This is a genomic window from Sphingomonas natans (genome assembly GCF_030546695.1).
Taxonomy (GTDB): domain Bacteria; phylum Pseudomonadota; class Alphaproteobacteria; order Sphingomonadales; family Sphingomonadaceae; genus Sphingomonas_I; species Sphingomonas_I natans.
The window spans coordinates 328,404-349,867 of the sequence record NZ_JAUOTP010000001.1 but is presented as its reverse complement, the minus strand read 5'-3'; the positions used below and the strand labels follow the sequence as shown (position 1 = coordinate 349,867).

The 21,464-nt window shown below is 68.4% G+C and carries 15 protein-coding genes, 1 tRNA gene and 1 pseudogene; 13 read left to right on the top strand and 4 right to left on the bottom strand.

The window, feature by feature from the left end:
- The first annotated feature begins 166 nt into the window (after window positions 1-166).
- From Q4F19_RS01675 to Q4F19_RS01650, 6 genes and pseudogenes are all read left to right on the top strand, one after another.
- On the top strand, window positions 167-790 hold the full coding sequence (locus tag Q4F19_RS01675) for a hypothetical protein (protein WP_303539402.1): 624 nt from the start codon (window positions 167-169) through the stop codon (window positions 788-790).
- Between the two features lie 320 nt (window positions 791-1,110).
- Window positions 1,111-2,139, top strand: a pseudogene (locus Q4F19_RS01670) (glycoside hydrolase family 43 protein); the annotation flags it as partial.
- Window positions 2,140-2,237: 98 nt separating this feature from the next.
- The gene (locus tag Q4F19_RS01665) at window positions 2,238-2,999 is read left to right on the top strand and encodes an isocitrate lyase/PEP mutase family protein (protein WP_303539401.1); all 762 of its coding nucleotides are present in this window, start codon (window positions 2,238-2,240) and stop codon (window positions 2,997-2,999) included.
- Between the two features lie 49 nt (window positions 3,000-3,048).
- Window positions 3,049-3,336, top strand: a complete 288-nt coding sequence (locus Q4F19_RS01660; protein ID WP_303539400.1) for a hypothetical protein — start codon at window positions 3,049-3,051, stop codon at window positions 3,334-3,336.
- 157 nt (window positions 3,337-3,493) lie between these two features.
- Window positions 3,494-5,539 (top strand): protein-disulfide reductase DsbD family protein, encoded by a 2,046-nt coding sequence (locus Q4F19_RS01655; protein ID WP_303539399.1) that lies wholly within the window; start codon window positions 3,494-3,496, stop codon window positions 5,537-5,539.
- A gap of 31 nt (window positions 5,540-5,570) precedes the next feature.
- Window positions 5,571-6,173, top strand: coding sequence for a thioredoxin family protein (locus Q4F19_RS01650; protein ID WP_303539398.1), 603 nt, complete (start codon window positions 5,571-5,573; stop codon window positions 6,171-6,173).
- Between the two features lie 130 nt (window positions 6,174-6,303).
- Here Q4F19_RS01650 and Q4F19_RS01645 read toward each other — a convergent pair whose 3' ends face one another.
- Window positions 6,304-7,995: an amidohydrolase gene (locus Q4F19_RS01645; RefSeq protein WP_303539397.1), complete on the bottom strand. Its 1,692-nt coding sequence runs from the start codon at window positions 7,993-7,995 to the stop codon at window positions 6,304-6,306.
- Window positions 7,992-8,858: an NAD(P)-dependent oxidoreductase gene (locus Q4F19_RS01640; RefSeq protein WP_303539396.1), complete on the bottom strand. Its 867-nt coding sequence runs from the start codon at window positions 8,856-8,858 to the stop codon at window positions 7,992-7,994. The genes Q4F19_RS01645 and Q4F19_RS01640 overlap by 4 nt, the downstream gene beginning before the upstream one ends.
- A gap of 93 nt (window positions 8,859-8,951) precedes the next feature.
- On the opposite strand from Q4F19_RS01640, the gene Q4F19_RS01635 reads away from it, so the two are divergent.
- The 3 genes from Q4F19_RS01635 to Q4F19_RS01625 all read left to right on the top strand — a co-directional run bounded on the left by Q4F19_RS01635 (window position 8,952) and on the right by Q4F19_RS01625 (window position 12,409).
- Entirely contained in the window at window positions 8,952-10,199 is a 1,248-nt protein-coding gene (locus tag Q4F19_RS01635) for a threonine ammonia-lyase (RefSeq protein ID WP_303539395.1), read from the top strand.
- Window positions 10,200-10,324: 125 nt separating this feature from the next.
- On the top strand, window positions 10,325-11,116 hold the full coding sequence (locus Q4F19_RS01630) for an arginyltransferase (RefSeq protein WP_303539394.1): 792 nt from the start codon (window positions 10,325-10,327) through the stop codon (window positions 11,114-11,116).
- 63 nt (window positions 11,117-11,179) lie between these two features.
- Window positions 11,180-12,409, top strand: coding sequence for an MFS transporter (locus tag Q4F19_RS01625; protein ID WP_303539393.1), 1,230 nt, complete (start codon window positions 11,180-11,182; stop codon window positions 12,407-12,409).
- Here the strand turns inward: Q4F19_RS01625 and Q4F19_RS01620 are convergent.
- Both Q4F19_RS01620 and Q4F19_RS01615 read right to left on the bottom strand, forming a co-directional pair.
- Window positions 12,406-17,067, bottom strand: coding sequence for an NAD-glutamate dehydrogenase (locus tag Q4F19_RS01620; RefSeq protein ID WP_431312350.1), 4,662 nt, complete (start codon window positions 17,065-17,067; stop codon window positions 12,406-12,408). The genes Q4F19_RS01625 and Q4F19_RS01620 overlap by 4 nt on opposite strands.
- Before the next feature lie 102 nt (window positions 17,068-17,169).
- Window positions 17,170-18,225 carry a PAS domain-containing protein gene (locus Q4F19_RS01615; protein WP_303539392.1) on the bottom strand — a complete coding sequence of 352 codons (1,056 nt, stop codon included), beginning with the start codon at window positions 18,223-18,225 and terminating at the stop codon, window positions 17,170-17,172.
- 131 nt (window positions 18,226-18,356) lie between these two features.
- Between Q4F19_RS01615 and Q4F19_RS01610 the strand changes: the two genes are divergently transcribed.
- From Q4F19_RS01610 to Q4F19_RS01595, 4 genes are all read left to right on the top strand, one after another.
- Window positions 18,357-18,432, top strand: a tRNA-Thr gene (locus tag Q4F19_RS01610).
- Between the two features lie 81 nt (window positions 18,433-18,513).
- Window positions 18,514-19,683, top strand: coding sequence for an alanine racemase (locus Q4F19_RS01605; protein ID WP_303539391.1), 1,170 nt, complete (start codon window positions 18,514-18,516; stop codon window positions 19,681-19,683).
- Window positions 19,683-20,069: a RidA family protein gene (locus Q4F19_RS01600; protein ID WP_303539390.1), complete on the top strand. Its 387-nt coding sequence runs from the start codon at window positions 19,683-19,685 to the stop codon at window positions 20,067-20,069. The genes Q4F19_RS01605 and Q4F19_RS01600 overlap by 1 nt, the downstream gene beginning before the upstream one ends.
- Window positions 20,070-20,115: 46 nt before the next feature.
- Window positions 20,116-21,444 carry a dicarboxylate/amino acid:cation symporter gene (locus Q4F19_RS01595; protein WP_303539389.1) on the top strand — a complete coding sequence of 443 codons (1,329 nt, stop codon included), beginning with the start codon at window positions 20,116-20,118 and terminating at the stop codon, window positions 21,442-21,444.
- Window positions 21,445-21,464 lie beyond the last annotated feature (20 nt).

Genomic DNA, 21,464 nt, shown 5'->3' with positions numbered 1-21,464 from the left:
AAAGTGAATTGTAAGGGAAGAGCGTCCTCGCGCTAATCATATCAGCGCTGTCCGAGAACCGTGAGGCCAGTTCCGCTTCTCGCTTTTACGGGATTTGCGAGGTCGCCACGATACAATCTAGCGCGGCCTAGTTGCTCGACCGCCTCCGGATCGGAGAGGTGCATTCATGATCGGAACGGAAATGGCAGCCGTAAGTAATTCTCAAGCAGAAAAGGATCAACTTGCCGCTGCCGTCGGGTTCGCCCTTTCGGAATGGGCAGAAGTCGAAATCGTTTTGACGTTTATCCTGATTTCGGTGCTGGACACAGGCACGGAACCGCACGTCGAAGGAATAGTGGCATGTGAGCTGCTACCGGAGGGACAGCGTATGCTTCACGCGGGCATGGGGCGGCTCGTGGCCTTCGACGCTCGCTTGGACTTCGTAAGTGCCGTCATTGAAGAATCGTCACTGGCCGATTGGATAAAAGGGCTCTGGCGAGGAATAGCCTCACGGCTGACCAAAAAGTACAAATCGCGCCATCAGATCGCGCACTTTATCATTTGCGATGAAGAGGGGAGAGACGGTCGCGTGAGATCTGTAGTCGATCCTTTTCCCACCTCGATCACGTCTATCGGAGGCAAGCGCCTGTCTCTCAGCGACGTCACGACAAAGCTTCACAATTTCCGTGAGTTGAAGGAAGCGCTGCAGTGGTTTGGGCTGGCCGTCGAGATTGATCGAAAGCGCCAAGGAGGGCTTCTTCCGCCAGACCCGCCTCTCATCGCGCGGGCGCGCCAGGGCGCATCAATTTAGAATTAATCAGATCGACAATCCCCCGAGGCGCTGCGGACAAGATCGCGAACAAACAAAGAACATAAGTCTTGCAATGTTGGAAATGACGTGAAACGCTGCGGCATGCACTCGCTCGCTTTCCCCACCTCCCGCCGCCCGTCAGGATCGTCTCCCGCGTACGCGCGTGCGCATGCGCGGGGGCGCGCGCTCGCGCGCGCCGAGGTGCGACTTTCCAGTGACTTTCCGCCGATCCGCGCTTGGCACCCTCGCCCCGCGCCTGCCCGCTTTGCCACCCGCCCGCGCCGCACTTCCGCCCACCACGCTCACCAAAGGCCCCCACAGTGACCGATCCGCACCGCCGCCTGTTCCTCGCCGGCGCGCTCTCCACGGCGGCGCTCCCCGCACTCGCCCGGACGCCCGCGGCCCCCCGCGCGATCAACCCGCTCGTCCGCAACCGCGCCGATGCGCAGGTCGCGCTGCAGGCGGACGGCTGGTACACGATGACCGGCTCGGTCCCCGAATATGATCGGCTCGTGCTGCGCCGGTCGCGCACGATCGCGGGCCTCGTCACCGCGCCCGAGACGGTGCTGTGGCGCCATCCCGCGACGGGTCCGATGTCTGGCTATATCTGGGCACCCGAGCTGCACCGGATCGACGGCCGCTGGATCATGTATTTCGCCGCCGGCCCCAGCGGCGGCGGCGCGGACGTGTTCCGCATCCGCACCTTCGCGATCGCCTGTACCGATGCCGATCCGATGACGGGCAGTTGGTCCGTGCTCGGCCAGCTGGAGACGCCGTGGGACAGCTTCACGCTCGATTCGACGAGCTTCGTCCACCGCGGCACGCGCTATCTCGCCTGGGCGCAGCGCGAGCCCGGCATCGAGACCAATTCCAACCTCTATCTGGCGCCGCTCGCAACCCCGCTGACGCTCGCCGCCAGACCCGCGCGCCTGTCGGTGCCGACGTTGCCGTGGGAGGTGCGCGGCTACAAGGTCAACGAGGCGCCCGCATTGCTCGCGCGCCACGGCCGGCTGTTCCTGACCTATTCGGCCAGCGCGACCGATGCGCGCTACTGCATGGGCATGCTCACCGCGCGCGACGATGCCGACATCATGGACCCCGCCGCCTGGACCAAGAGCCAGACCCCGGTCATGTCCACCTCGCCCGCGCACAAGATCTACGGCCCCGGCCACAACAGCTTCACCGTCGACGAGCGCGGCCGCGACATGCTCGTCTTCCACGCGCGCGATTATGAGCTGATCAAGGGCGATCCCCTGCTCGACCCCAACCGCCACACCCGCGTCCAGCCGATCCTGTACGATGCGGCGGGCGTGCCCCTGTTCGATCCGCCTGTGGCGAACGGGCCGGTGGCTTAGACGGCCGACCGGCACGGTCCGGCCCCTGTCGCCCCTCGCTTCCCCGGCGCGGCGCGACCTTTTACAAGGGGGGCAACCCGGGAGAGATTCCTGTGCCGACGCCTGTGCCGACGATTGCCGAAAAGCGCGCCACCTTCCGCCGCCTGCACGACAGCGGCTTCTTCCTGATCCCCAATGCCTGGGATGCGGGCAGCGCCGTCCGCCTGACGAAGCTCGGCTTCCGGGCGATCGCCTCGACCAGCGCGGGCGCCGCCTGGGCCGCGGGCCGGCAGGATGGCGAGCTCGGCCTCGAAGCCGTCCTCGCGCATCTCCGCCTGCTCGTCGCCGCGACCGATCTGCCGATCAACGCCGATTTCGAGAATGGCTTCGCCGACGATCCCGACGCGGTCGCCCGCAACGTCTTCCTCGCCGCCGAGACGGGCGTCGCGGGCGTCTCGATCGAGGACTGGTCGGGCGAACGCATGTACGATCTGCCGCACGCGGTCGATCGCATCGCTGCGGCGCGCGCCGCGCTCGATCCGTCGGTCATGCTGATCGGCCGCAACGAGAATTTCCGCGTGCCCGGCATGAGCGTGGCCGAGAGCGTCACGCGCGCGGTCGCCTATGCCGAGGCCGGCGCGGATTGCCTGTTCGTCCCCTTCCTGCTCGATCCCGGCGCGGTCGCCGAACTCGTCCAGGCGGTCGCGCCCAAGCCGCTCAACGTCGTCGTCGGAGCCGATCATGCGGGCATCGCCGAATATGCGCGGCTCGGCGTCCGCCGTTGCAGCGTCGGCGCGAGCCTCGCCGGTGCCGCGTGGCAGGCGTTCGACACGGCCGCAGCCCAGCTCAAGGCCGCTGAGCCCGCAACGGCCTGAAGTACCGCCATTCAGCGCTCGGCAATACGGCGAGCGGCACGCTCGCGCGATGCGCCACTTCCTGCTTCTTGCATTGTTCGCCCTCCCCGTCGCCGCCCAGGCCCAGGCCGCCGAGGACGAGCCCCACCGCCTCGATCGTCTCCGCACCGAACAGCTCAACCGCAACGCCGCCGCCGTCGTCGCCAAACGCGATGATGCCGGCGCGGCCCGCGATGCCGACGACGCCCAGCGCGACTATGTCCGCGCCCGCGCCGCCTATCAGCGCCGCCTCATCGACTGGCGCGCCCGCGTCGATGCCTGCGTCAACGGCGCCTATGACGCCTGCGACCGGCGATGATAGGCAGACGCCCCACCACCCGTTCGTGCTGAGCTTGTCGAAGCACCGTCCTTCCTTGCGAGCGGTAAGAAGAACAGTCCTTCGACAAGCTCAGGACAAACGGGGTTGAGGAAGGCACCTTGGCCATTGCCGTCCGTCGCGTGCTAGAGGCCGCACTATGATCCGCACTTTCCTCGCTTTGCTCGCCCTCCTCGTCGCCGCCCCCGTCGCGGCCGAGGCTTTGGGCACCACCAATCACATCACCCCCAATCTCGTCGCAGAGAGCGCAGCGCCCGCGCCGGGCAGCAAGGCGACGCTCGCTTTCGCGATGCGCCCCGCCGCCACCTGGCACGGTTACTGGAAGAATCCGGGCGACGCCGGGCTCGAGACGCGCGTCGAATGGACCGCGCCCAAGGGCCTCGCCTTCGGCGCGATCCAATATCCGATCCCGCAGACGCTCATCATCGCCGGTCTGATGAACTATGTGTATGAGCGCGATTACGCGATGCTCGTCACGGTCGATGTGCCCAAGGGCCTCGCCCCCGGCACGAAGCTGCCGATCAGCGCCAAGCTCGACTGGCTCGCCTGCAATCCTTCCGTCTGCGTGCCCGAGACGGCGGTGCTGGAGACCGAGCTGATCGTCGGCGACGGCCATGCCGATCCCGCCAAGGTCGCCCAGTTCGATCGCTGGCGTGCCGCCCTCCCCCGCCCGCTCGCCAGCCCCGGCCATTTCGCGATCACGGGCAAGGTCTTCCGCATCGAAGTGCCGCTGCCCGCCACCGCGCAGGCCGCCCAGCCCTATTTCTTCCCGCTGACCGACAAGCTCATCGATTATGCCGCCCCCCAGAAGGTCGCGCGCGACGGCGATCGGCTCGTCATCGAGACCGTCGCGCACGAAGGCGCCGCGCCGGCAAAGATCGAGGGCGTCCTCCGCTTGGGCGCCGACAGCGGCGTCTCGCTGGAGGCGACCCCCGGTACGATCGCCGCCGTCTCCGCCGCGGGTGCCTCGGAGCGCTCCGGCGACACCGGCCTCGTCGCCACGCTGATCGCGCTCGGCGGAGCGGTCCTCGGCGGGCTGCTGCTCAACATCATGCCCTGCGTCTTCCCGATCCTGAGCCTGAAGGCGCTGAGCCTCGCCCGCTCGGGCAAGTCGGAGGCCGATGCCCGCGGCGAAGCGCTCGCCTACACCGCCGGCGTCATCGCCATCTGCCTCGCCTTGGGCGCGGTCCTGCTCGGCCTGCGTGCCGCGGGGCAGACCGCGGGCTGGGCGTTCCAGCTGCAGGACGTGCGCGTCATCCTGATCCTGCTCGTGCTTGTCAGCGCGATCGCCTTCAACCTCGCCGGCCTGTTCGAGCTGCCCGCGATCACGGGCGGCGATGCGCTCGCGTCCAAGGGCGGCAAGGCCGGCGCCTTCTGGACGGGCGCGCTCGCCGCCTTCGTCGCCACGCCCTGCTCCGGACCGTTCATGGGTGTCGCGCTGGGTGCGGCGCTCGTCCTCCCCGCCGCGGCCGCGCTGGCGATCTTCGCCGGCCTGGGTCTCGGTCTCGCGCTCCCGTTCCTCCTGCTCGGCTTCGTGCCCGCGCTGCGCAAGAAGCTGCCCAAGCCCGGCGCGTGGATGGATCGCCTGCGCCGGATCCTCTCGGTGCCGATGTTCCTGACCGCGCTCGGCCTGGCCTGGATCGCGGGCCGGCAGGCGGGGGTGAACGGCATGACGCTCGCGCTCACCGCCGCCTTCATCTTCACGCTCGGTCTGTGGTGGGTCGGCCGCCGCCAGCAGGCGATGAAGCCCGCCGCGTGGTGGCCGCTCATCCCCGCCTTGCTCGTGACAGCGCTGATCGTCGCGACCGTGCGCAACGCTCCCGCCGCGGCGACGGTCGCCACGGCCGAGCCGGGCCACGAACGCTTCGACGAGGTTCGCCTCGCCGCGCTCCGCGCCGAGGGGCGGCCGGTCCTGCTCTACTTCACCGCCGATTGGTGCCTGACGTGCAAGGTCAACGAGAAGGCCGCGATCGAGCGCGACGAAGTGGCCGACGCCTTCGCTGCGAAGAAGGTCGTGACGATGGTCGGCGACTGGACCAACGGCGATCCCGCGATCAGCCGCTTCCTCGCCGCGCATGGCCGCTCGGGCGTTCCTTTCTATCTCTGGTATCCCGCCGCCGGCGCCGAGCCGAAGGAATTGCCCCAGGTGCTGACGCCGGGCATGCTGGCGGCGCTGCCGGCCTGAGTCGGTCGGAGCCATAAGAGAGGAGAGCCTGATGCGTACTCCGATCCTCGGCCTCGCTATGATCGCGATCGCCGCACCCGCCGCCGCCGATGTTCCGACCGGGGCGCCCGCGCCGAATTTCACATTGCCTGACGCCGCCGGCAAACCGGTCAGTCTCGCCGCCTTCAAGGGCAAGACGGTCGTGCTCGAATGGAACAACCCCGGCTGTCCCTTCGTGAAGAAGCATTATGGCAGCGGCAACATGCAGAAGACGCAGGGTGCCGCAAAGGCGCAGGGTGTCGTCTGGCTGACGATCAACTCCGGCGCGCCCGGCCAGCAGGGCCATATGAACGGCGCCGAAGCCGCCGCCTTCGTCAAGTCGGCCAGGGCCGCGCCGAACGCCTATCTGCTCGATCCCGCCGGCAAGGTCGGCCGGCTTTATGCCGCCAAGACGACGCCGCACATGTATGTGATCGATCCGGCCGGGCGCCTCGTCTATCAGGGCGCGATCGACGATACGCCGACCGCCAATGTGGCCGACATCGCCTCGGCGAAGAACCTCGTCCTGGCCGCGCTCGGTGATCTGAAAGCCGGCCGCAAGATCGCCGTCGCCGAGAGCCGCGCTTATGGCTGCTCGGTCAAATATGCGGGCTGATTAGCCCTCCGTTCGGTTCGAGCAGCTTCGAGCTCGTCGAGAAGCGTCCGTCGAGAACGCTTTCTTCTGACTTCTCGTGTGCGATCTCGACAGGCTCGATCTCCGCTCGAAGCAAACGGAGGGATTTCGATTATTTTTTCATCCACGCGCGCTGCCCGCCGACCCAGGTTTCCAGCACCTTCGTCTCGCGCAGCGCTGCCGGGTCGACCGCGAACGGATCGCGATCGACGAGGATGAAGTCGGCATAATGGCCGGGCTCGAGGCTCCCGACCTTGTCCTCGGCCTTGGCTGCATACGCCGCGCCGATCGTGAACGCCGCAAAGGCCTGCGTCAAAGTCAGCTTCTGCTCGGGCAACCACCCGCCCGGCGGATCGCCCGCCGCGTCCTGCCGCGTTACCGCATCGGCCAATCCCGCAAAGGGATTGGGATCCTCGACCGGATAATCCGACCCGAAGGCGAGCGGCACCTTCAGATCCAGCATCGCCTTCCAGGCATAGGCCCCGCCCAACCGATCCGGCCCGAGCCGCGCGATCGCCATCTTGTGATCGGAGGTCGCGTGGCTCGGCTGCATCGAGGCGATCGTGCCATGCTGGGCGAAGCGCGGCAGATCCTTCACGTCGACGATCTGGGCATGTTCGATCCGCCAGCGCCGATCGCCCTTGTAGGTGTCCGACAACTCGTTGATCGCGTCGAGCACCTCGGCATTGGCCGCATCGCCGATCGCGTGCACCGCCACCTGGAAATCGTCCATCGCCGCGCGGCTCATCAGATTCTTGAGCTTGGCATCGTCGTTGAACAAGGTCCCCTTCTGCCCCGGCGCATCGGCATAAGGCTGCTTCAAAGCCGCGCCGCGCGACCCGAGCGCGCCGTCGCCATAGAATTTCACGCCCACCATCCGCAGCCTGCCCGCATAGAGCCAGGGCGTCGGCCCCGTGCCCGCGACGGCCAGCGCCGGCTCCAGCCCGAACGCATAGCTGACGACGCGCAGGCGCAGCCGGCCGAGATCGCCGGCGCGGCGCATCGCCTCCCAATCCTCGACGCTCGTGCCCATGTCGCAGGTCGCGGTGATGCCATCGGCGAGCAATATGTCCTGCGCGGCGGCGAACGCCTGGTCGCGTTCGCGCGGCAGCCGCGCCGGCGCCGCCTGCTCGACGAGCGCCCGCGCCGAATCCACGAACAGCCCGGTCGGGTTTCCCTTCGCATCCCGCTCGATCCGCCCGCCGGCCGGATCCTTGGTCTTGGCGCTGATCCCCGCGGCCGCCATCGCCGCGCTGTTGGCGAGGGTCGCATGGCCGTCGATCCGCTCCAGCAGGATCGGCCGGTCGCGAACGATCGCATCGAGATCGGCAGCGGTCGGGAAGCGCCCGAGCTTCCACGTTTCCTGGTTCCAGCCGCCGCCGCGGATCCACGCCGATCCGGTATGCGCCGGCGCATAAGCCGCCAGCCGCGCCTGTGCCTCCGCGAGGCTCTTGGTGCCGGTCAGATCGAGGCTCAGCGCCTGCTCTCCCAGCCCCTGCACATGGCCGTGCGCGTCGATCAGGCCGGGCAGGAGCGTGCGGCCCTTGCCGTCGAGCTTGAAGTCGGGACGCTGCGGGCGGGTGTCACCCGATTTCAGCAGGTGCACGACCTTGCCGTCGCGATCGATGAGCAACCCGGTGAAGCGCACCAGTGCGCCCTTGCCGTCCAGCGTATAGCCGTTGACATTGTCGACCAGTCCCTGCTCGGCGAGCGGGATCTCGGCGACGGGCGCGCGCTTCTTCGCGTCGAGTGGCGCGCCGGCCAGCGAGAGCGAAGCCGCGCCCGCGAGAAGGACCGCCTTCATCGGCCGAGCCTGCGCACGAGGCTGCTCGTATCCTGGCGTCCGCCGCCCATCGCTTGTACCTCGGCATAGAATTGATCGACCAGAGCCGCGACGGGCAGGGTCGCGCCATTGCCACGCGCCTCGTCCAGCGCGAGGCCCAGATCCTTGCGCATCCAATCGACCGCGAAGCCGAAGTCGAAGCTGTCCGCCGCCATCGTCGCCCAGCGATTCTGCATCTGCCAGCTCGCCGCCGCACCGCCCGAAATCGCCTCGAACACCTTGTCCGTATCGAGCCCCGAGGCCTGCGAGAAACGCAGCGCTTCGGACAGGCCCTGGAGCGCACCCGCGATGCACAATTGATTGGCCATCTTGGTCTGCTGTCCCGCACCCGCTCCGCCGATATGGACGATCCGCGCGGCATAAGCGTCCATCAGCGGGTGCGCCTTCGCCAGCGCTTCGATCGTGCCGCCGCACATGATCGACAGCGCACCCTTCTCGGCGCCGGCCTGCCCGCCGGACACCGGCGCATCGACGACGAGCAGCCCGCGCGCCTCGCCCTCTTCCGCCAGCCGCCGCGCGATCCTGGCCGAAACCGTCGTGTGATCGACGAACAGGCTGCCCTCGGCCATCGCTGCGAACGCACCGGTCGCACCCAGCGTCACCTCTTCGAGATCGGCATCCGCGCCGACGCAGCTGAAGACGGCATCCGCACCCTCCGCAGCGGCAGCCGGGGTCGGCGCAGACCGTCCGCCATAGGAAGCGACCCAGGCCTCCGCCTTTTCGGACGTGCGATTGTAGACGGTGACGTCGTGGCCCGCCGCGTGGAGGTGACGTGCCATCGGCCCGCCCATCACACCGAGACCGATATATGCGATTTTAGCCATGGCTCTCCGTTAATGCGGAGCTTGGCGGCGCGCCAGCCGCGTTCGTCGCGCATCAGGGTTCAATTGCGGGCCGAGAGGCTGTAGGGGCCGCCTATGGCTACGCTGCACAAAATCGCCCTCGTCCCGACCCCCGTGGTGACGATCGACGATATTCGCATCGCCGCGACGCGCGTCCAGCCCTCGATCGTCCGCACGCCGACATTGCTCAGCCGGACGCTGTCCGAGATGACGGGCGCAACCGTCTATCTCAAGTTCGAGAATCTCCAGTTCACCGCCGCCTACAAGGAGCGCGGCGCGCTGAACAAGCTGCTCCAGCTCGACGAGGAAGCGCGTTCGCGTGGCGTCGTTGCCGCCTCGGCGGGCAATCATGCGCAGGGCGTGGCCTATCATGGCCGGCGGCTCGGCATCCCGGTCACGATCGTGATGCCCAAGTCGACGCCGACCGTGAAGGTCCAGCAGACCGAGAGCCACGGCGCGACCGTGATCCTGTTCGGCGAGCGCTTCGACGATGCCTATGCGCATGCCCGCGAGGTCGAGGCGGAGCGCGGACTGACCTTCGTCCACCCGTTTGACGATCCGCACATCATCGCCGGCCAGGGCACGGTCGCGCTGGAGATGCTCGCGGACGCGCCCGAGATCGATTGCCTCGTCATCCCGATCGGCGGCGGCGGGCTGATCTCCGGCTGCGCGACGGTCGCCAAGGCGTCGGATCCGGCAATCGAGGTCATCGGCGTCCAGGCCGAGCTCTATCCGTCGATGTTCAACCGCATCAGCGGCGAGCACCGTCCGATCGGCGGCGATACGCTCGCCGAAGGCATCGCCGTCAACGAGCCGGGCGCGCTCACCTCCGCGATCGTCCGCGACAAGGTCGACAAGATCGTGCTTGTGTCCGAGCGCCAGATGGAGCGCGCGGTCGCCTTGCTGCTCCAGATCGAGAAGACCGTCGTCGAGGGGGCCGGCGCCGCCGGCCTCGCGGCGCTGTTGTCCCACCCCGAGCGCTTCCGCGGCAAGACGGTCGGCATCGTCCTGTGCGGCGGCAATATCGACACGCGTCTGCTCGCCAACGTGCTGCTGCGCGATCTCGCGCGCTCGGGCCGCCTCGCGCGCCTGCGCATCCGGCTGCAGGATCGGCCCGGCGCGCTGTTCAACGTCGCGCGGATCTTCGATCAGGAAGGCGTGAACATCCTGGAGCTCTCGCACCAGCGCATCTTCACCAATCTCCCGGCCAAGGGTCTGAGCCTCGATGTGGAATGCGAGACCCGCAACCAGGCGCATCTGGATCGCCTGATCAGCGAACTGCGCGCCGCCGCCTATGAAGTGAGCCCGGTCGAGCTTGCCTGATCGGAGCCACTTGATCGGGCCGAACGTTGGTAACCATCTTTCGTCGTAAACACGCTTTTCATGAGCTTGTGCTAACGGCATAGTCGTGATGGGGCCAAGAGCATCTTCAGGGGCGTGACGGAGCGGTGAGCGCGCAGTTCAAATTTCCGCGGTTCTTCGTGACGACCCCTGCGCCGTGCCCGTATCTCGCGGGTCGCACGGAGCGGAAGGTGTTCACCGAGCTGGCCGGGCCGCACGCCTCCGAGCTCAACGAGGCGCTCGGGCGAATCGGATTCCGCCGCAGCCAGGGCGTCGCCTATCGACCGAGTTGCATCGATTGCCAGGCCTGCGTCTCGGTCCGCGTCGTCGCCGGCGAGTTCGCGCCCAATTCCACGCAGCGCAAACTGATCCGCCGCAATGCCGATATCGAGATCAACGCCTGCCGTCCGTGGACGACCGAGGAGCAATATGATTTGCTCCGCCGCTATCTCTCCGCGCGCCACCCGGGCGGCGGCATGGCGGAGATGGACGAGCTCGATTTCGCCGACATGGTCGAGCAAACGCCCGTCACCACCTTCATCGTCGAATATCGCGAGCCGGCGCAGCATGGCCGCCCCGGCCGCCTGATCGGCGCCTGCCTGACCGACCAGCAGTCTGATGGCCTGTCGATGGTCTACAGCTTCTTTGATCCCGATCTGGAGACCCGTCCCGGGCTCGGCACGTTCATCATCCTCGACCACATCACGCGCGCGAATGCGGCCCGCCTCCCCTACGTCTATCTCGGCTATTGGGTGAAGGGGTCGGCGCGGATGCAGTATAAGACGCGCTTCCAGCCGATGGAGCGGCTTGGCCCGAACGGCTGGCGCCGCCTCGACGTCGCCGATGTCGAGCCGGGCGCGCCGCCCATGCCCGGCGGGTTGAAGTTCCCGCGCCTCTGATCCTGTCCTCCGCCCGCTCTCAACGGGGCTGACCCCAGCCGGCGCCTGCCCTAAAGCGCGCCGATGCATTCCGGGATCACGCGCGGCTCACCCGCTTATCGCCGACTGTCCTGGGCGATGCTGCTCGCCGGGCTCGCGACCTTTTCTTTGCTCTACAGCGTCCAGCCGCTGCTCCCCGTCTTCTCGGCAGAATATGGGGTCAGCGCCGAAGCGGCGAGCCTCGCCGTCTCGCTTGCGACGGCGCCGATGGCATTGCTGCTCATTCCCGCGGGGATCCTGTCCGATCGGATCGGGCGACGACCGCTGATGATCGGCTCGCTGGTGGCCGCCGCCATGCTGACGATCCTCTCCGCGATCATGCCGGGCTGGGAGACGTTCCTTGCGATGCGCTTCCTCACCGGAGTCGCGCTGGCCGGAATACCCGCCGTCGCGATGACCTATCTGGCCGAGGAAGTGGATGCAGGATCGGTCGGCTCGGCGATGGGCCTCTATATCGCCGGCTCGGCGATCGGGGGCATGAGCGGCCGCTTCGGGATCGCGCTCCTCACGGACTGGATGGGCTGGCGCACGGCCGAGGCGGCGCTGGGCGCGACGAGCCTGATCATGGCTGCCGCCTTCTGGCGGACCGCACCCGTGTCCCGCCTGTTTGTCCCTCGCCGCGACGATCTGGGCGCGATCGGCCGCAGCCTGAAGCGGCTCGCGGGCGATGCCGCATTGCCTTATCTCTATGCCGTGGCTTTCCTGCTGATGGGCGCGCTCGTCACCATCTACAATTATATCGGCTTCCGCCTGACCGCGCCGCCCTTCGCGCTGGGCCAGAGCGCGGTCGGCGCGATCTTCCTGCTCTATCTTCTCGGTTCTGCCAGCTCGACCTGGTTCGGCGGATTTGCCGGACGGATCGGCCGGCGCAAGGTCCAGTGGGTGCCGATCGCGCTGTTGCTCGCGGGCGTGCTGCTCACCGCGCCCGATCGCCTTGAACTGATCATCCTCGGCCTGGCACTCATCACGATCGGCTTCTTCGGCGGCCATTCGATCGCTTCCAGCTGGGTCGGTCGCCGTGCGATGCAGGATCGCGCGCTCGCCTCGGCCTGCTACCTGCTCTTTTACTATCTGGGATCGAGCATCCTCGGCTCGGTCGGCGGCGTCGCGTGGACGCGCGGCGGCTGGCACGGAATCGTGCTGTTCGTCGGAGCGCTTGCGATCCTCAGCATCCTCGCGGCCCTCAGGCTCGTCGCGGTGAAGCCTTTGCCTTTTCCCGAATCCGGGCCGACGCCCGAATTGCCGCCCGGCTAGCGCGCGAGCAGCCCGCGCGCCTGCGCGCCGATCTGCGCCAGCATCGCCGCGCTGACGGTCGGCGCAAGGCGCGCCCGATCGACGAGCTGGACGAACTGGCCGACGCGCGTCTCGTTCTCGGCCAGCCACGCATCCAGCGCCGCGTCGGGATCGCCGCCGCCGATCCGCGCGAGGAATTCCAGCCGGAACTGCTCGAAGTCGCGCGCAAGGCCCGCACTGAGCAGGCGTTCCCACGGATCGGCCGGCACGAAGCGGATCGCTGCGGCCTTCGCCCAATCGAGGCCCAGCACCTCACCCAAGCGCACATAGGCCTGCGTCAGCGCCGTCTCGTCGAGCCCGATCCGCGCCCCCAAAGCCGCGGTGCCGATCGCCCCGTCCATCTCGAACAGCCGCACGACCTTGGCGACCAAAGCTTCGGGCGCACCGGCTCCCACGAGCCGCGCGCGCAGCGCATCGGATTGGGTCCGCGCCTCGTTGCGCAGCAGCGAATCCAGCCCGCTCGCGAGCCGATCGAGACCGGGCTTGAGCTGCGCCACCGCGACCGCCGGCGAGACCTTGCCGCTCAGGCTGCGCAGCAGATCGGCGACATGCAGGCGCGCACCACGTCCGGCCATGTCGAGCAACAGCAGCCGTGCCTGCTCGCTCGTCGTCGCCGCCTCGATCTCGGCGAACAGCGCCTCGAAACCGAGCAGAGCGTCCGCCGCGAAATAGGCGGCGGCGACGTCGGCAAGCGTCACGCCCTCTTCCTCGGACAGCTCGAACGGCCCGACCAGCCCGAGCCGGTTGACGACGCGATTGGCCATTTTCGTCGCGACGATCTCCGGCCGCAGCCGGTGCGCGTCGATCGCCTCGCCGAAGCGCGCCTGCATCTGCGACGGGAAGGCCGCGTGGAGCACGGGCTTGAACCAGTCGTCGCCGGGCGTGTCCGTGGACTCGATCGCCGCCTGTAGCGCCAGCTTGCCGTGGCTGAGCAGGATGGCGAGCTCGGGCCGGGTCATCCCGCGTTCCTCGCGCGCGCGCCGCAGCAGCGCCTCGTTCGGCTCGATCCCGTCGACGGCGCGGTCGATCCGGCCCATCCCTTCAAGGATCTCGACGACTCGCACCTGCCCCGGCAGCGCCGCCGCGCCGCCGCGCTCGGCCAGCGACAGGCCCAGCGTCTGCAGGCGATTGTCCTCGAGCACGATCCGCGCCACCTCGTCGGTCATGCCCGCGAGGAAGACGTTGCGCTCCTCGAACGGCAGCCGCCCCTCGATCATCTCCCGATTGAGCGCGATCTTGATGTTGACCTCGTTGTCCGAGCAATCGACCCCTGCCGAATTGTCGATGAAGTCGGTGTTGATCCGCCCGCCTTTCTCGGCGAAGGCGATGCGCCCGGCCTGGGTGACGCCCAGATTGGCGCCCTCGCCGATCGCCTTGGCGCGCAGTTCCTCGCCGTTCACGCGATGCGGATCGTTGGCGGCGTCGCCGACCTCGACATTGCTCTCGGCGGCGGATTTCACATAAGTCCCGATCCCGCCGAACCAGAGCAGGTCGGCCGGTGCCTTCAGGATCGCGGTGATCAGCGCGGACGGATCGAGCGCGCTCTCCGCAATGTCGAGCACGGCGCGGATTTCGGGCGAGAGCGGGATGCTCTTCTGCGTGCGCGGGAAGACGCCACCACCCGCCGAGATCAGGCCTGCATCATAATCCGCCCAGGACGAGCGCGGCAGCGCGAACATGCGCGCGCGCTCGTCCCAGCTGCGCGCCGGATCGGGCGCAGGATCGAGGAAGATGTGCCGGTGATCGAAAGCCGCGACCAGCTTGAGCGTCTTCGACAGCAGCATGCCGTTGCCGAACACGTCGCCCGACATGTCGCCGCAGCCGACGACCGTGACCGGGTCGGCCTGCACGTCCACGCCCATCTCGGCGAAGTGGCGCTGGACCGAGACCCACGCGCCCTTGGCGGTGATCCCCATCGCCTTGTGGTCATAGCCGACGCTGCCGCCGCTTGCGAAGGCATCGCCCAGCCAGAAGCCGCGCTCTACCGCGATCGCGTTGGCGACATCGGAGAAGGTCGCCGTGCCCTTGTCGGCGGCGACGACGAAATAAGGATCGTCGCCGTCGCGGATCGTCACGCCCGCCGGATGCGTGACCGCACCCTCGACGAGATTGTCGGTCACCGACAGCAGCGATCGGATAAAGATCCGATAGCTCTCGGTCCCCTCGGCCAGCCACGCATCCCGGTTCGACACCGGCGGAAGCTGCTTCGGATAGAAGCCGCCCTTGGCGCCCGTCGGCACGATCACCGCATTCTTGACGACCTGCGCCTTCATCAGCCCGAGGATTTCGGTCCGGAAATCGTCGCGCCGGTCCGACCAGCGAAGGCCCCCGCGCGCGATCGGCCCGCCGCGCAGGTGGATGCCCTCGACGCGTGGCGAACAGACCCAGATTTCGCGCCAAGGCCGCGGCTTGGGCAGGTTCGGCACCTCTGCCGAATCGAGCTTGAAGGCGAGCGCTTCCTCGGCCGCGGGCGTGAAGGCGTTGGTGCGCAGGATCGCGAGCACGAGCCCGCGCAGCCGCCGCAGGATGCGATCGTCCTCGATCGAGGAGACGGCCGCGAGCCCTTCGTCGACCCGCGCCAGCTCCGCCGATCCGTCGCTCATGCTCGCCGGATCGTGCCGCGCATGGAACAGCGCGAGCAACGCCTCCGTCACGACCGACGAGCGCCCGAGCGCCGCCGCCACCGTCTGCAGCCCATAAGCGAGGCCCGTCTGCCGAAGGTAGCGGAACCAGGCGCGCAACAGCAGCACGTCGGCAGAGCGCAATCCGATCGAGACGATCAGCGTGTTGAACGCATCGTCCTCGGCCTGCCCCTCCAGCACCGCCGAGATTGCGGGCTCGACCGCCGCTGCACGCGACACGACCCCCGCCGCGATCGCCGCATCGCTCGCCTCGACGAGGAATTCGTGGATGAAAGCGGAGCGGTCGTCCGCCATCCGCGTCGGCCGCTCGGCGAGCACATTGAAGCCGAAATTCTCGAGTACCGGCACGGTCGCGGACAAAGGCATCAGTCCGCCCAAGCGATAGGTCTTGAGCTTGAGGCGCGTCGCCTCGCCTTCGCTGGCCGGCGCGATCCGCGTGCCGCGCGCCGCCTCGTCCGCCAGCGCATCGAGCCGGACGATATCGGCTGCCGCCTCGGCGGGCTCCTCGCCGTTGCGATAAGCGGGTGGAAACTGTTCGGCCCAGTCGATCGTCAGCCGCGCCGCGCGCGTCGTGCTCATCGTCTCGCCGAGCGCGAGCTCGATCGCCGGGCCCCAGCCGCGCAGCATCGCCTCCACGGCCTGGTCCAGCGCCGCCTCGTCCGGAAGCGGCGCGCCGGGCTGCGGATCGAGCGTGAAGCGCAGCAGCGCCATATCGCCCTCGCCGCCCGTCTCCAGCGACCAGCTTGACACCGGCGCATCCGCGGCGCGCTCCAGCAGCGTCCGGATCGCCACGCGCCGCGCCGTCGACACCGCCTCGCGCGGCAACCACACGAACGCATAAAGGTGCCGCCGCAACGGTCCCGCGGCGATCACCAGCTTCGGCCGCGGGCGATCGGCGAGCGACATCGCCGTCAGCGCCACCCGCTCCAGCGCGGGTGGGGCGAGCCCGACGAGCAGATCGTGCGGCAGCGCCGACAGCGCATGGCGCAGCGCCTTGCCGGCATGCGCGCCGGGATTGAACCCGTATTTCTCCTCGATCGCCTGCAGCCGCGCGCGCAGCACCGGCACCTTGTCCGAAGGCGAGCGCAACGCCGCGCTCGTCCACAGCCCGACATGGACAGAAAGCGCCTCGATCCCATCGTCGCCGCGCACGGGCACGACGAGCATGTCGAGCGCGCTGCGCCGGTGCACGCGCGCCAGTCGATCGCTCTTGATCGCGAGCGGCGCCTCGCCGCCGCGTTCGAACCAGCGAAACGCCTCGGCGCGCGCATCCTCGCTCCACAAGGGGGCGCTCTCGTCGTGCAGGATGCCGAGCATATCGCGCGCGCGGCCGTCGCGCGTTTCAAGACGCGCCCCGAGCAAGGTGAAATGCCGCTCGAGAAACCAGCGCAGCAAGGCCGCGCCCTCGCCGTCGGGCAAGGTCGCCGCCCCATCGCGCAGCGCCAGTTGCAACCGCGGCCAATCCTCGACCGCGGCGCGCACGTCCGCCAGCGTCGCGGCGATCTCGATCTCGAGCGCGCGCCGCGCCTTCGCATCGGCGCGGTCGGCCTCGATATAGATCATCGATTCGCGGCGCTCGCCGCTCGCCTCGCCACGGATGAGCTCGATCAGGCGCCCCTCGCCGTCGCGCCGGACGGCGACGACCGGGTGCAACAGACGATGGATATCGACATTGCTGTCCGCCAGCGCGCCCGCCACCGAATCGACGAGAAACGGCATGTCGTCATTGACGATCGCGATCCGCATCCGTCGCCGGACGCCTTCGCCGCCGATCGATTCGATACGTAGAGATGCCTGGCCCGGCCGGCGCTCGATCGCCGCCGTCGCTACGAAGGAAGCGGCCTCGGTGCGGGCTGGTCCTTCGAAGCCATCGGTCTCGCCGGGAAGCGCGCCGTCGGTGAGCGATGCGGCGATCGCGTCCCTGATCGGCGTGTCCGGCATCATGCGCGCCTCGTCGCTCACGAGTTCCGCGTCCATGCATCCTCCCCGGTACGGGCGTCGGAGCGACTGCCCTTGCCTCTGGTTGACCGTGCGGGGGCTATGCGCCTCGCCCGCAGCCAGCACAAGGCGCGGCGCGGATCAGCGCGTGGCGCGTCGCGCCGGCAGTTCGCGCGGATCCTTGTCACGCCGCGGCGGCTGCGCGAGCAGGTCGCTGGCGATCGGCGAAAGCCGGAAACGCAGCCGCGTGATTGGCGCGTGCGCAGGCGGCCGGGCCTGCTTGAAGATCGCGAGGAAGCCTTCCAAGCCCTCGGGATGCGCATCGAGCCGCTCGGTCAGAGCCTGCCCGGTGATGCCGAGCTTGCGCGCGCCGGCCAGCACCCGCTCGATCGCTTCCAGATCGGCATGATCGCCGAAGATCCACCCCAGCATCGGCGTGGAGTTGTTTGCTTCGAAGCCGGACAGCGCATCATGCGCGGCGCCGATCGCCGCGTGGAGATGCGATCGGCCGCGGGCGCGATCGGTCGTCGCCATCGCCGCCCAGGTCCGCGCCATCGCGATCCGCTGGTTGCTGGACGCGGGCTCGCGCACCGCCTCTGGTGTGACGGGCCGCGACCAGGGCGACGGCGCCTTGGCCTCGAAGCCGATGTCCTGCACGCTCGCAAGTGCCGCGCTCACGTCGCCGTCTATCTCGTCGACACGATTGGCCAGATGTCGCCAGTTCACGACGCCGAGCACATGCGCGATCACGCCCGTCTCGTCGGCAATCGGAAGCAGGATGCCGCGATAGCAGGTCCCGCTTTCAGCACCGTCGGGCACGTCCGCCTCGAAGCCGATCGGCGTCCGGCGGGTCGCCACGGCGGGCAGGCGGCGGATGAGTTCGGCGAACAGCCCCTCGCTCGCGCCGGCCTTCGCCGCGGGCAGTTCGGCGGCAAGTTCGCTGCCGATGCTCCGAATGCGCGCAGCCTGGCCGGCGCGCGCGAGATCCACGATCGCCATCCGTCCGGCGAAGGGCATGGTCTCGATATCGGCGCAGTCGGCCAGAGTCGGCATTGCACGCCCATCCGCGCGGGCGCGCCAATAATTGAAGGCGCGAACGTGGAGCCGGCGCTCGCTCGCGATCACCGGCAGGGGCTCGAACGACGTCCCCCGGCTCCAGCTGGAGGCATCTTTGCCGCTATCATGCTTCGTGGCCATGTCCGCAGAACCTTTCGCCGGCCGCCCGTCGGCGCCGCTGGCTTTCCGATGCGCCCGGAAGGGTTGCCGAAAGGTAAAGCGCACGCGACGCTTGCGGCGAACCGCGACCCCGTCTAATGGCCCCGTCGCGCGCCGCCTTAGCTCAGCTGGTAGAGCATCGCATTCGTAATGCGGGGGTCACAGGTTCGAGTCCTGTAGGCGGCACCATTTTCTCCATGCCTGCGGGCATTCGGGATTTCGTCGGGAACGAGGTTCCCGAAGGCCGGGGGCACAGCCCGGAGTTCGGTCATGCAGGCTCTCGCTCCACACGCCGCTCCCGATACGATGACGCTCTCCGATCTGCCGACGCCCTGCCTCGTGCTCGACGTCGACACGCTGGATCGCAACGTCGCGCGGCTGCGCGCGCACCTCGCCACGCTCGGCGTACCGCTCCGCCCGCATCTCAAGACGGGCAAGTCGATCGAGGTCGCCCGGCGCGTGATGACCACACCGACCGGGCCTGCGTGCGTGTCGACCTTGCAGGAAGCCCGCCAGTTCGCGGCAGCCGGCGTCACCGACATCACCTATGCGGTCGGCATCACCCAGTCGAAGCTGCCCGAAATATTGGCGTTGCGCGCGCAGGGCGTGGATCTCGCGATCCTGCTCGATACGGTCGAGCAGGCCGAATTCGTCGCCGCCGCGTCGCGCGAGGCCAATGTCGCGATGCCGGCGCTGATCGAGATCGACAGCGACGGTCATCGCGCGGGCGTCCGCCCAGACGATGCCGCCACACTCGTCGCGATCGGACGCGCGCTGGCCGAGGGCGCCGAACTGCGTGGCGTCCTCACGCATGCCGGCGACAGCTATTCCGCCAGCGGCGAAGGGGAGCTCGCGCGCTTCGCCGAGATGGAACGGCGCGGCGTCGTCGATGCCGCTACGATCCTGCGCGCAGCGGGCCTGCCTTGCCCGGTCGTCAGCGTCGGCTCCACGCCGACCGCGCATTTCGCGCGCGACCTGACCAGCGTCACCGAAGTCCGCGCCGGCGTTTTCACCTTCCAGGATCTCGTCATGGCCGGGATCGGCGTCTGCGGGATCGCGGACATCGCTTTGTCCGTGCTCGCGACCGTGATCGGCTATCAGCGCCACAAGGGCTGGATCCTCGTCGATGCCGGCTGGATGGCGCTGTCGCGCGATCGCGGCACGGCGAAGCAGGCGGTGGATCAAGGCTATGGTCTCGCCTGCGACAGCACGGGCATGCCCTACGCTGACCTGATCGTCGTCGATGCCAATCAGGAACACGGCATCCTCGCGATCCGCCCCGAATCGGGCGCAACCTTGCCCGATCTCAAGATCGGCGATCGCGTGCGCATCCTGCCCAACCACGCCTGCGCCACCGCCGCCCAGCACGGCGCCTATCATATCGTCCACGGCCGCTCGGACGACGTCGCGGCGGTGTGGCCGCGCTTCGGAGGCTGGTGATGGCCGTGACCCCGATCAGCACCGATGCCGCGCCGTCGCCCGCGGGCCATTATGCGCAGGCGGTCGTCGCCGGCGGCACGCTCTACATTTCCGGCCAGCTTCCGCTCCGCCCCGACCGCACCGGCGATCCGCGCGCGTCGTTCGACGAACAGGCCAGCCAGGCGATCGCCAACATGCTCGCGATCCTCGCGGCGGCGGGCGGCAGGCCGGCCGATCTCGCCAAGGTCACCGCCTATATCGTCGGCGTCGAGAACTGGCCGCGCTTCAACGCCGTCTACGCCGAATTGCTCGGCGATGCCCGCCCCGCGCGGACCGTCGTGCCCGTGCCGGAGCTGCACCACGGCTACGTTGTAGAAATCGACGCTATCGCCCTGATCGCCGGCTGAAACCGGCGCCAGTTGCGCCCGCCCGCAATGGCGGCGATGAAGGGCCATGCTGATCCCCGCCGAAGTCGCCACGACCCCACCCGCCCCCCGCCCCTGGTACGCCCACCTCTACTTCCAGGTGCTCACCGCGATCGTCGCGGGCGTGCTGCTCGGTCATTTCGCGCCGGCCACGGCGGAAGCGATGAAGCCGCTCGGCGATGCTTTCATCAAGCTCGTCAAGATGATCATCGCGCCGGTCATCTTCTTGACGATCGTCACCGGCATCGCCGGGATGCGCGATCTTGCCGCGGTCGGCCGCGTCGCGGGCAAGGCCTTCGCTTACTTCCTGTTCTTCTCGACGCTGGCTCTGTTCGTCGGGATGATCGTCGCCAATGTCGTCCGCCCCGGCGCCGGGCTCAACATCGATCCCGCGACGCTCGATGCCTCGAAGATCAGCGAGTTCGCCGCCAAGGCGCACGAGACGACGCTGACCGGCTTCCTGCTCGGCGTGATCCCGGAGACGTTCCTGTCGGCGCTGACTGAAGGCAATATCCTCCAGACCCTGTTCGTCTCGGTCATCTTCGGCGTCGCGCTGGCGCTGATCGGCGAGCGCGGCCACCGGCTGACGGGCGCGCTGGAGGATCTCTCGATCGCGGTGTTCAAGGTCGTCGCGATCCTGATGAAGGCCGCGCCTGTCGGCGCGTTCGGCGCGATGGCGTTCACGATCGGCAAATATGGCGTCGGCACGCTCGCCAATCTCGCCGCGCTCGTCGGTACCTTCTATCTGACGTCGCTGATCTTCGTGCTGGTCGTGCTGGGCCTCGTCGCCTGGGCGTCGGGCTTCTCGATCCTGAGACTGATCGTCTATCTGAAGGCGGAGCTGCTGCTCGTCCTCGGTACCTCCTCGTCCGAGAGCGCGCTGCCCGCCTTGATCCAGAAGATGGAGCGCGCCGGCTGCCCCAAGTCGGTCGTCGGCCTCGTCGTGCCCACTGGCTACTCGTTCAATCTCGACGGCACGAACATCTACATGACGCTCGCCGCGCTCTTCATCGCGCAGGCGTGCAACGTCGATCTGACGCTGGGCCAGCAATTGCTGCTGCTGAGCGTGGCGATGCTGTCGTCGAAGGGCGCCGCGGGCGTGACCGGCGCGGGCTTCATCACGCTCGCCGCGACGCTCTCGATCGTGCCCTCGGTGCCCGTTGCCGGCATGGCGCTGATCCTCGGCGTCGATCGCTTCATGAGCGAATGCCGCAGCCTGACCAACTTCATCGGCAATGCGGTCGCGACGATCGTCGTCTCCCGCTGGGAAGGCGCGCTCGACCGGGACGCGCTAGACGCGGCGCTAGGAGGAAGGCCGCTCGCCTCAAGCGCCGAGGCGGTGGCCACCGTTCATTGAAATCCCCCTCCCTGAAAGGG

Coding starts and splice junctions, on each gene's coding strand:
- Q4F19_RS01675 (WP_303539402.1), top strand. CDS start 167: ATGATCGGAACGGAAATGGCAGCCGTAAGTAATTCTCAAGCAGAAAAG.
- Q4F19_RS01660 (WP_303539400.1), top strand. CDS start 3,049: ATGCGCCACTTCCTGCTTCTTGCATTGTTCGCCCTCCCCGTCGCCGCC.
- Q4F19_RS01655 (WP_303539399.1), top strand. CDS start 3,494: ATGATCCGCACTTTCCTCGCTTTGCTCGCCCTCCTCGTCGCCGCCCCC.
- Q4F19_RS01650 (WP_303539398.1), top strand. CDS start 5,571: ATGCGTACTCCGATCCTCGGCCTCGCTATGATCGCGATCGCCGCACCC.
- Q4F19_RS01645 (WP_303539397.1), bottom strand. CDS start 7,995: ATGAAGGCGGTCCTTCTCGCGGGCGCGGCTTCGCTCTCGCTGGCCGGC.
- Q4F19_RS01640 (WP_303539396.1), bottom strand. CDS start 8,858: ATGGCTAAAATCGCATATATCGGTCTCGGTGTGATGGGCGGGCCGATG.
- Q4F19_RS01635 (WP_303539395.1), top strand. CDS start 8,952: ATGGCTACGCTGCACAAAATCGCCCTCGTCCCGACCCCCGTGGTGACG.
- Q4F19_RS01625 (WP_303539393.1), top strand. CDS start 11,180: ATGCATTCCGGGATCACGCGCGGCTCACCCGCTTATCGCCGACTGTCC.
- Q4F19_RS01620 (WP_431312350.1), bottom strand. CDS start 17,067: ATGGACGCGGAACTCGTGAGCGACGAGGCGCGCATGATGCCGGACACG.
- Q4F19_RS01615 (WP_303539392.1), bottom strand. CDS start 18,225: ATGGCCACGAAGCATGATAGCGGCAAAGATGCCTCCAGCTGGAGCCGG.
- Q4F19_RS01605 (WP_303539391.1), top strand. CDS start 18,514: ATGCAGGCTCTCGCTCCACACGCCGCTCCCGATACGATGACGCTCTCC.
- Q4F19_RS01600 (WP_303539390.1), top strand. CDS start 19,683: ATGGCCGTGACCCCGATCAGCACCGATGCCGCGCCGTCGCCCGCGGGC.
- Q4F19_RS01595 (WP_303539389.1), top strand. CDS start 20,116: ATGCTGATCCCCGCCGAAGTCGCCACGACCCCACCCGCCCCCCGCCCC.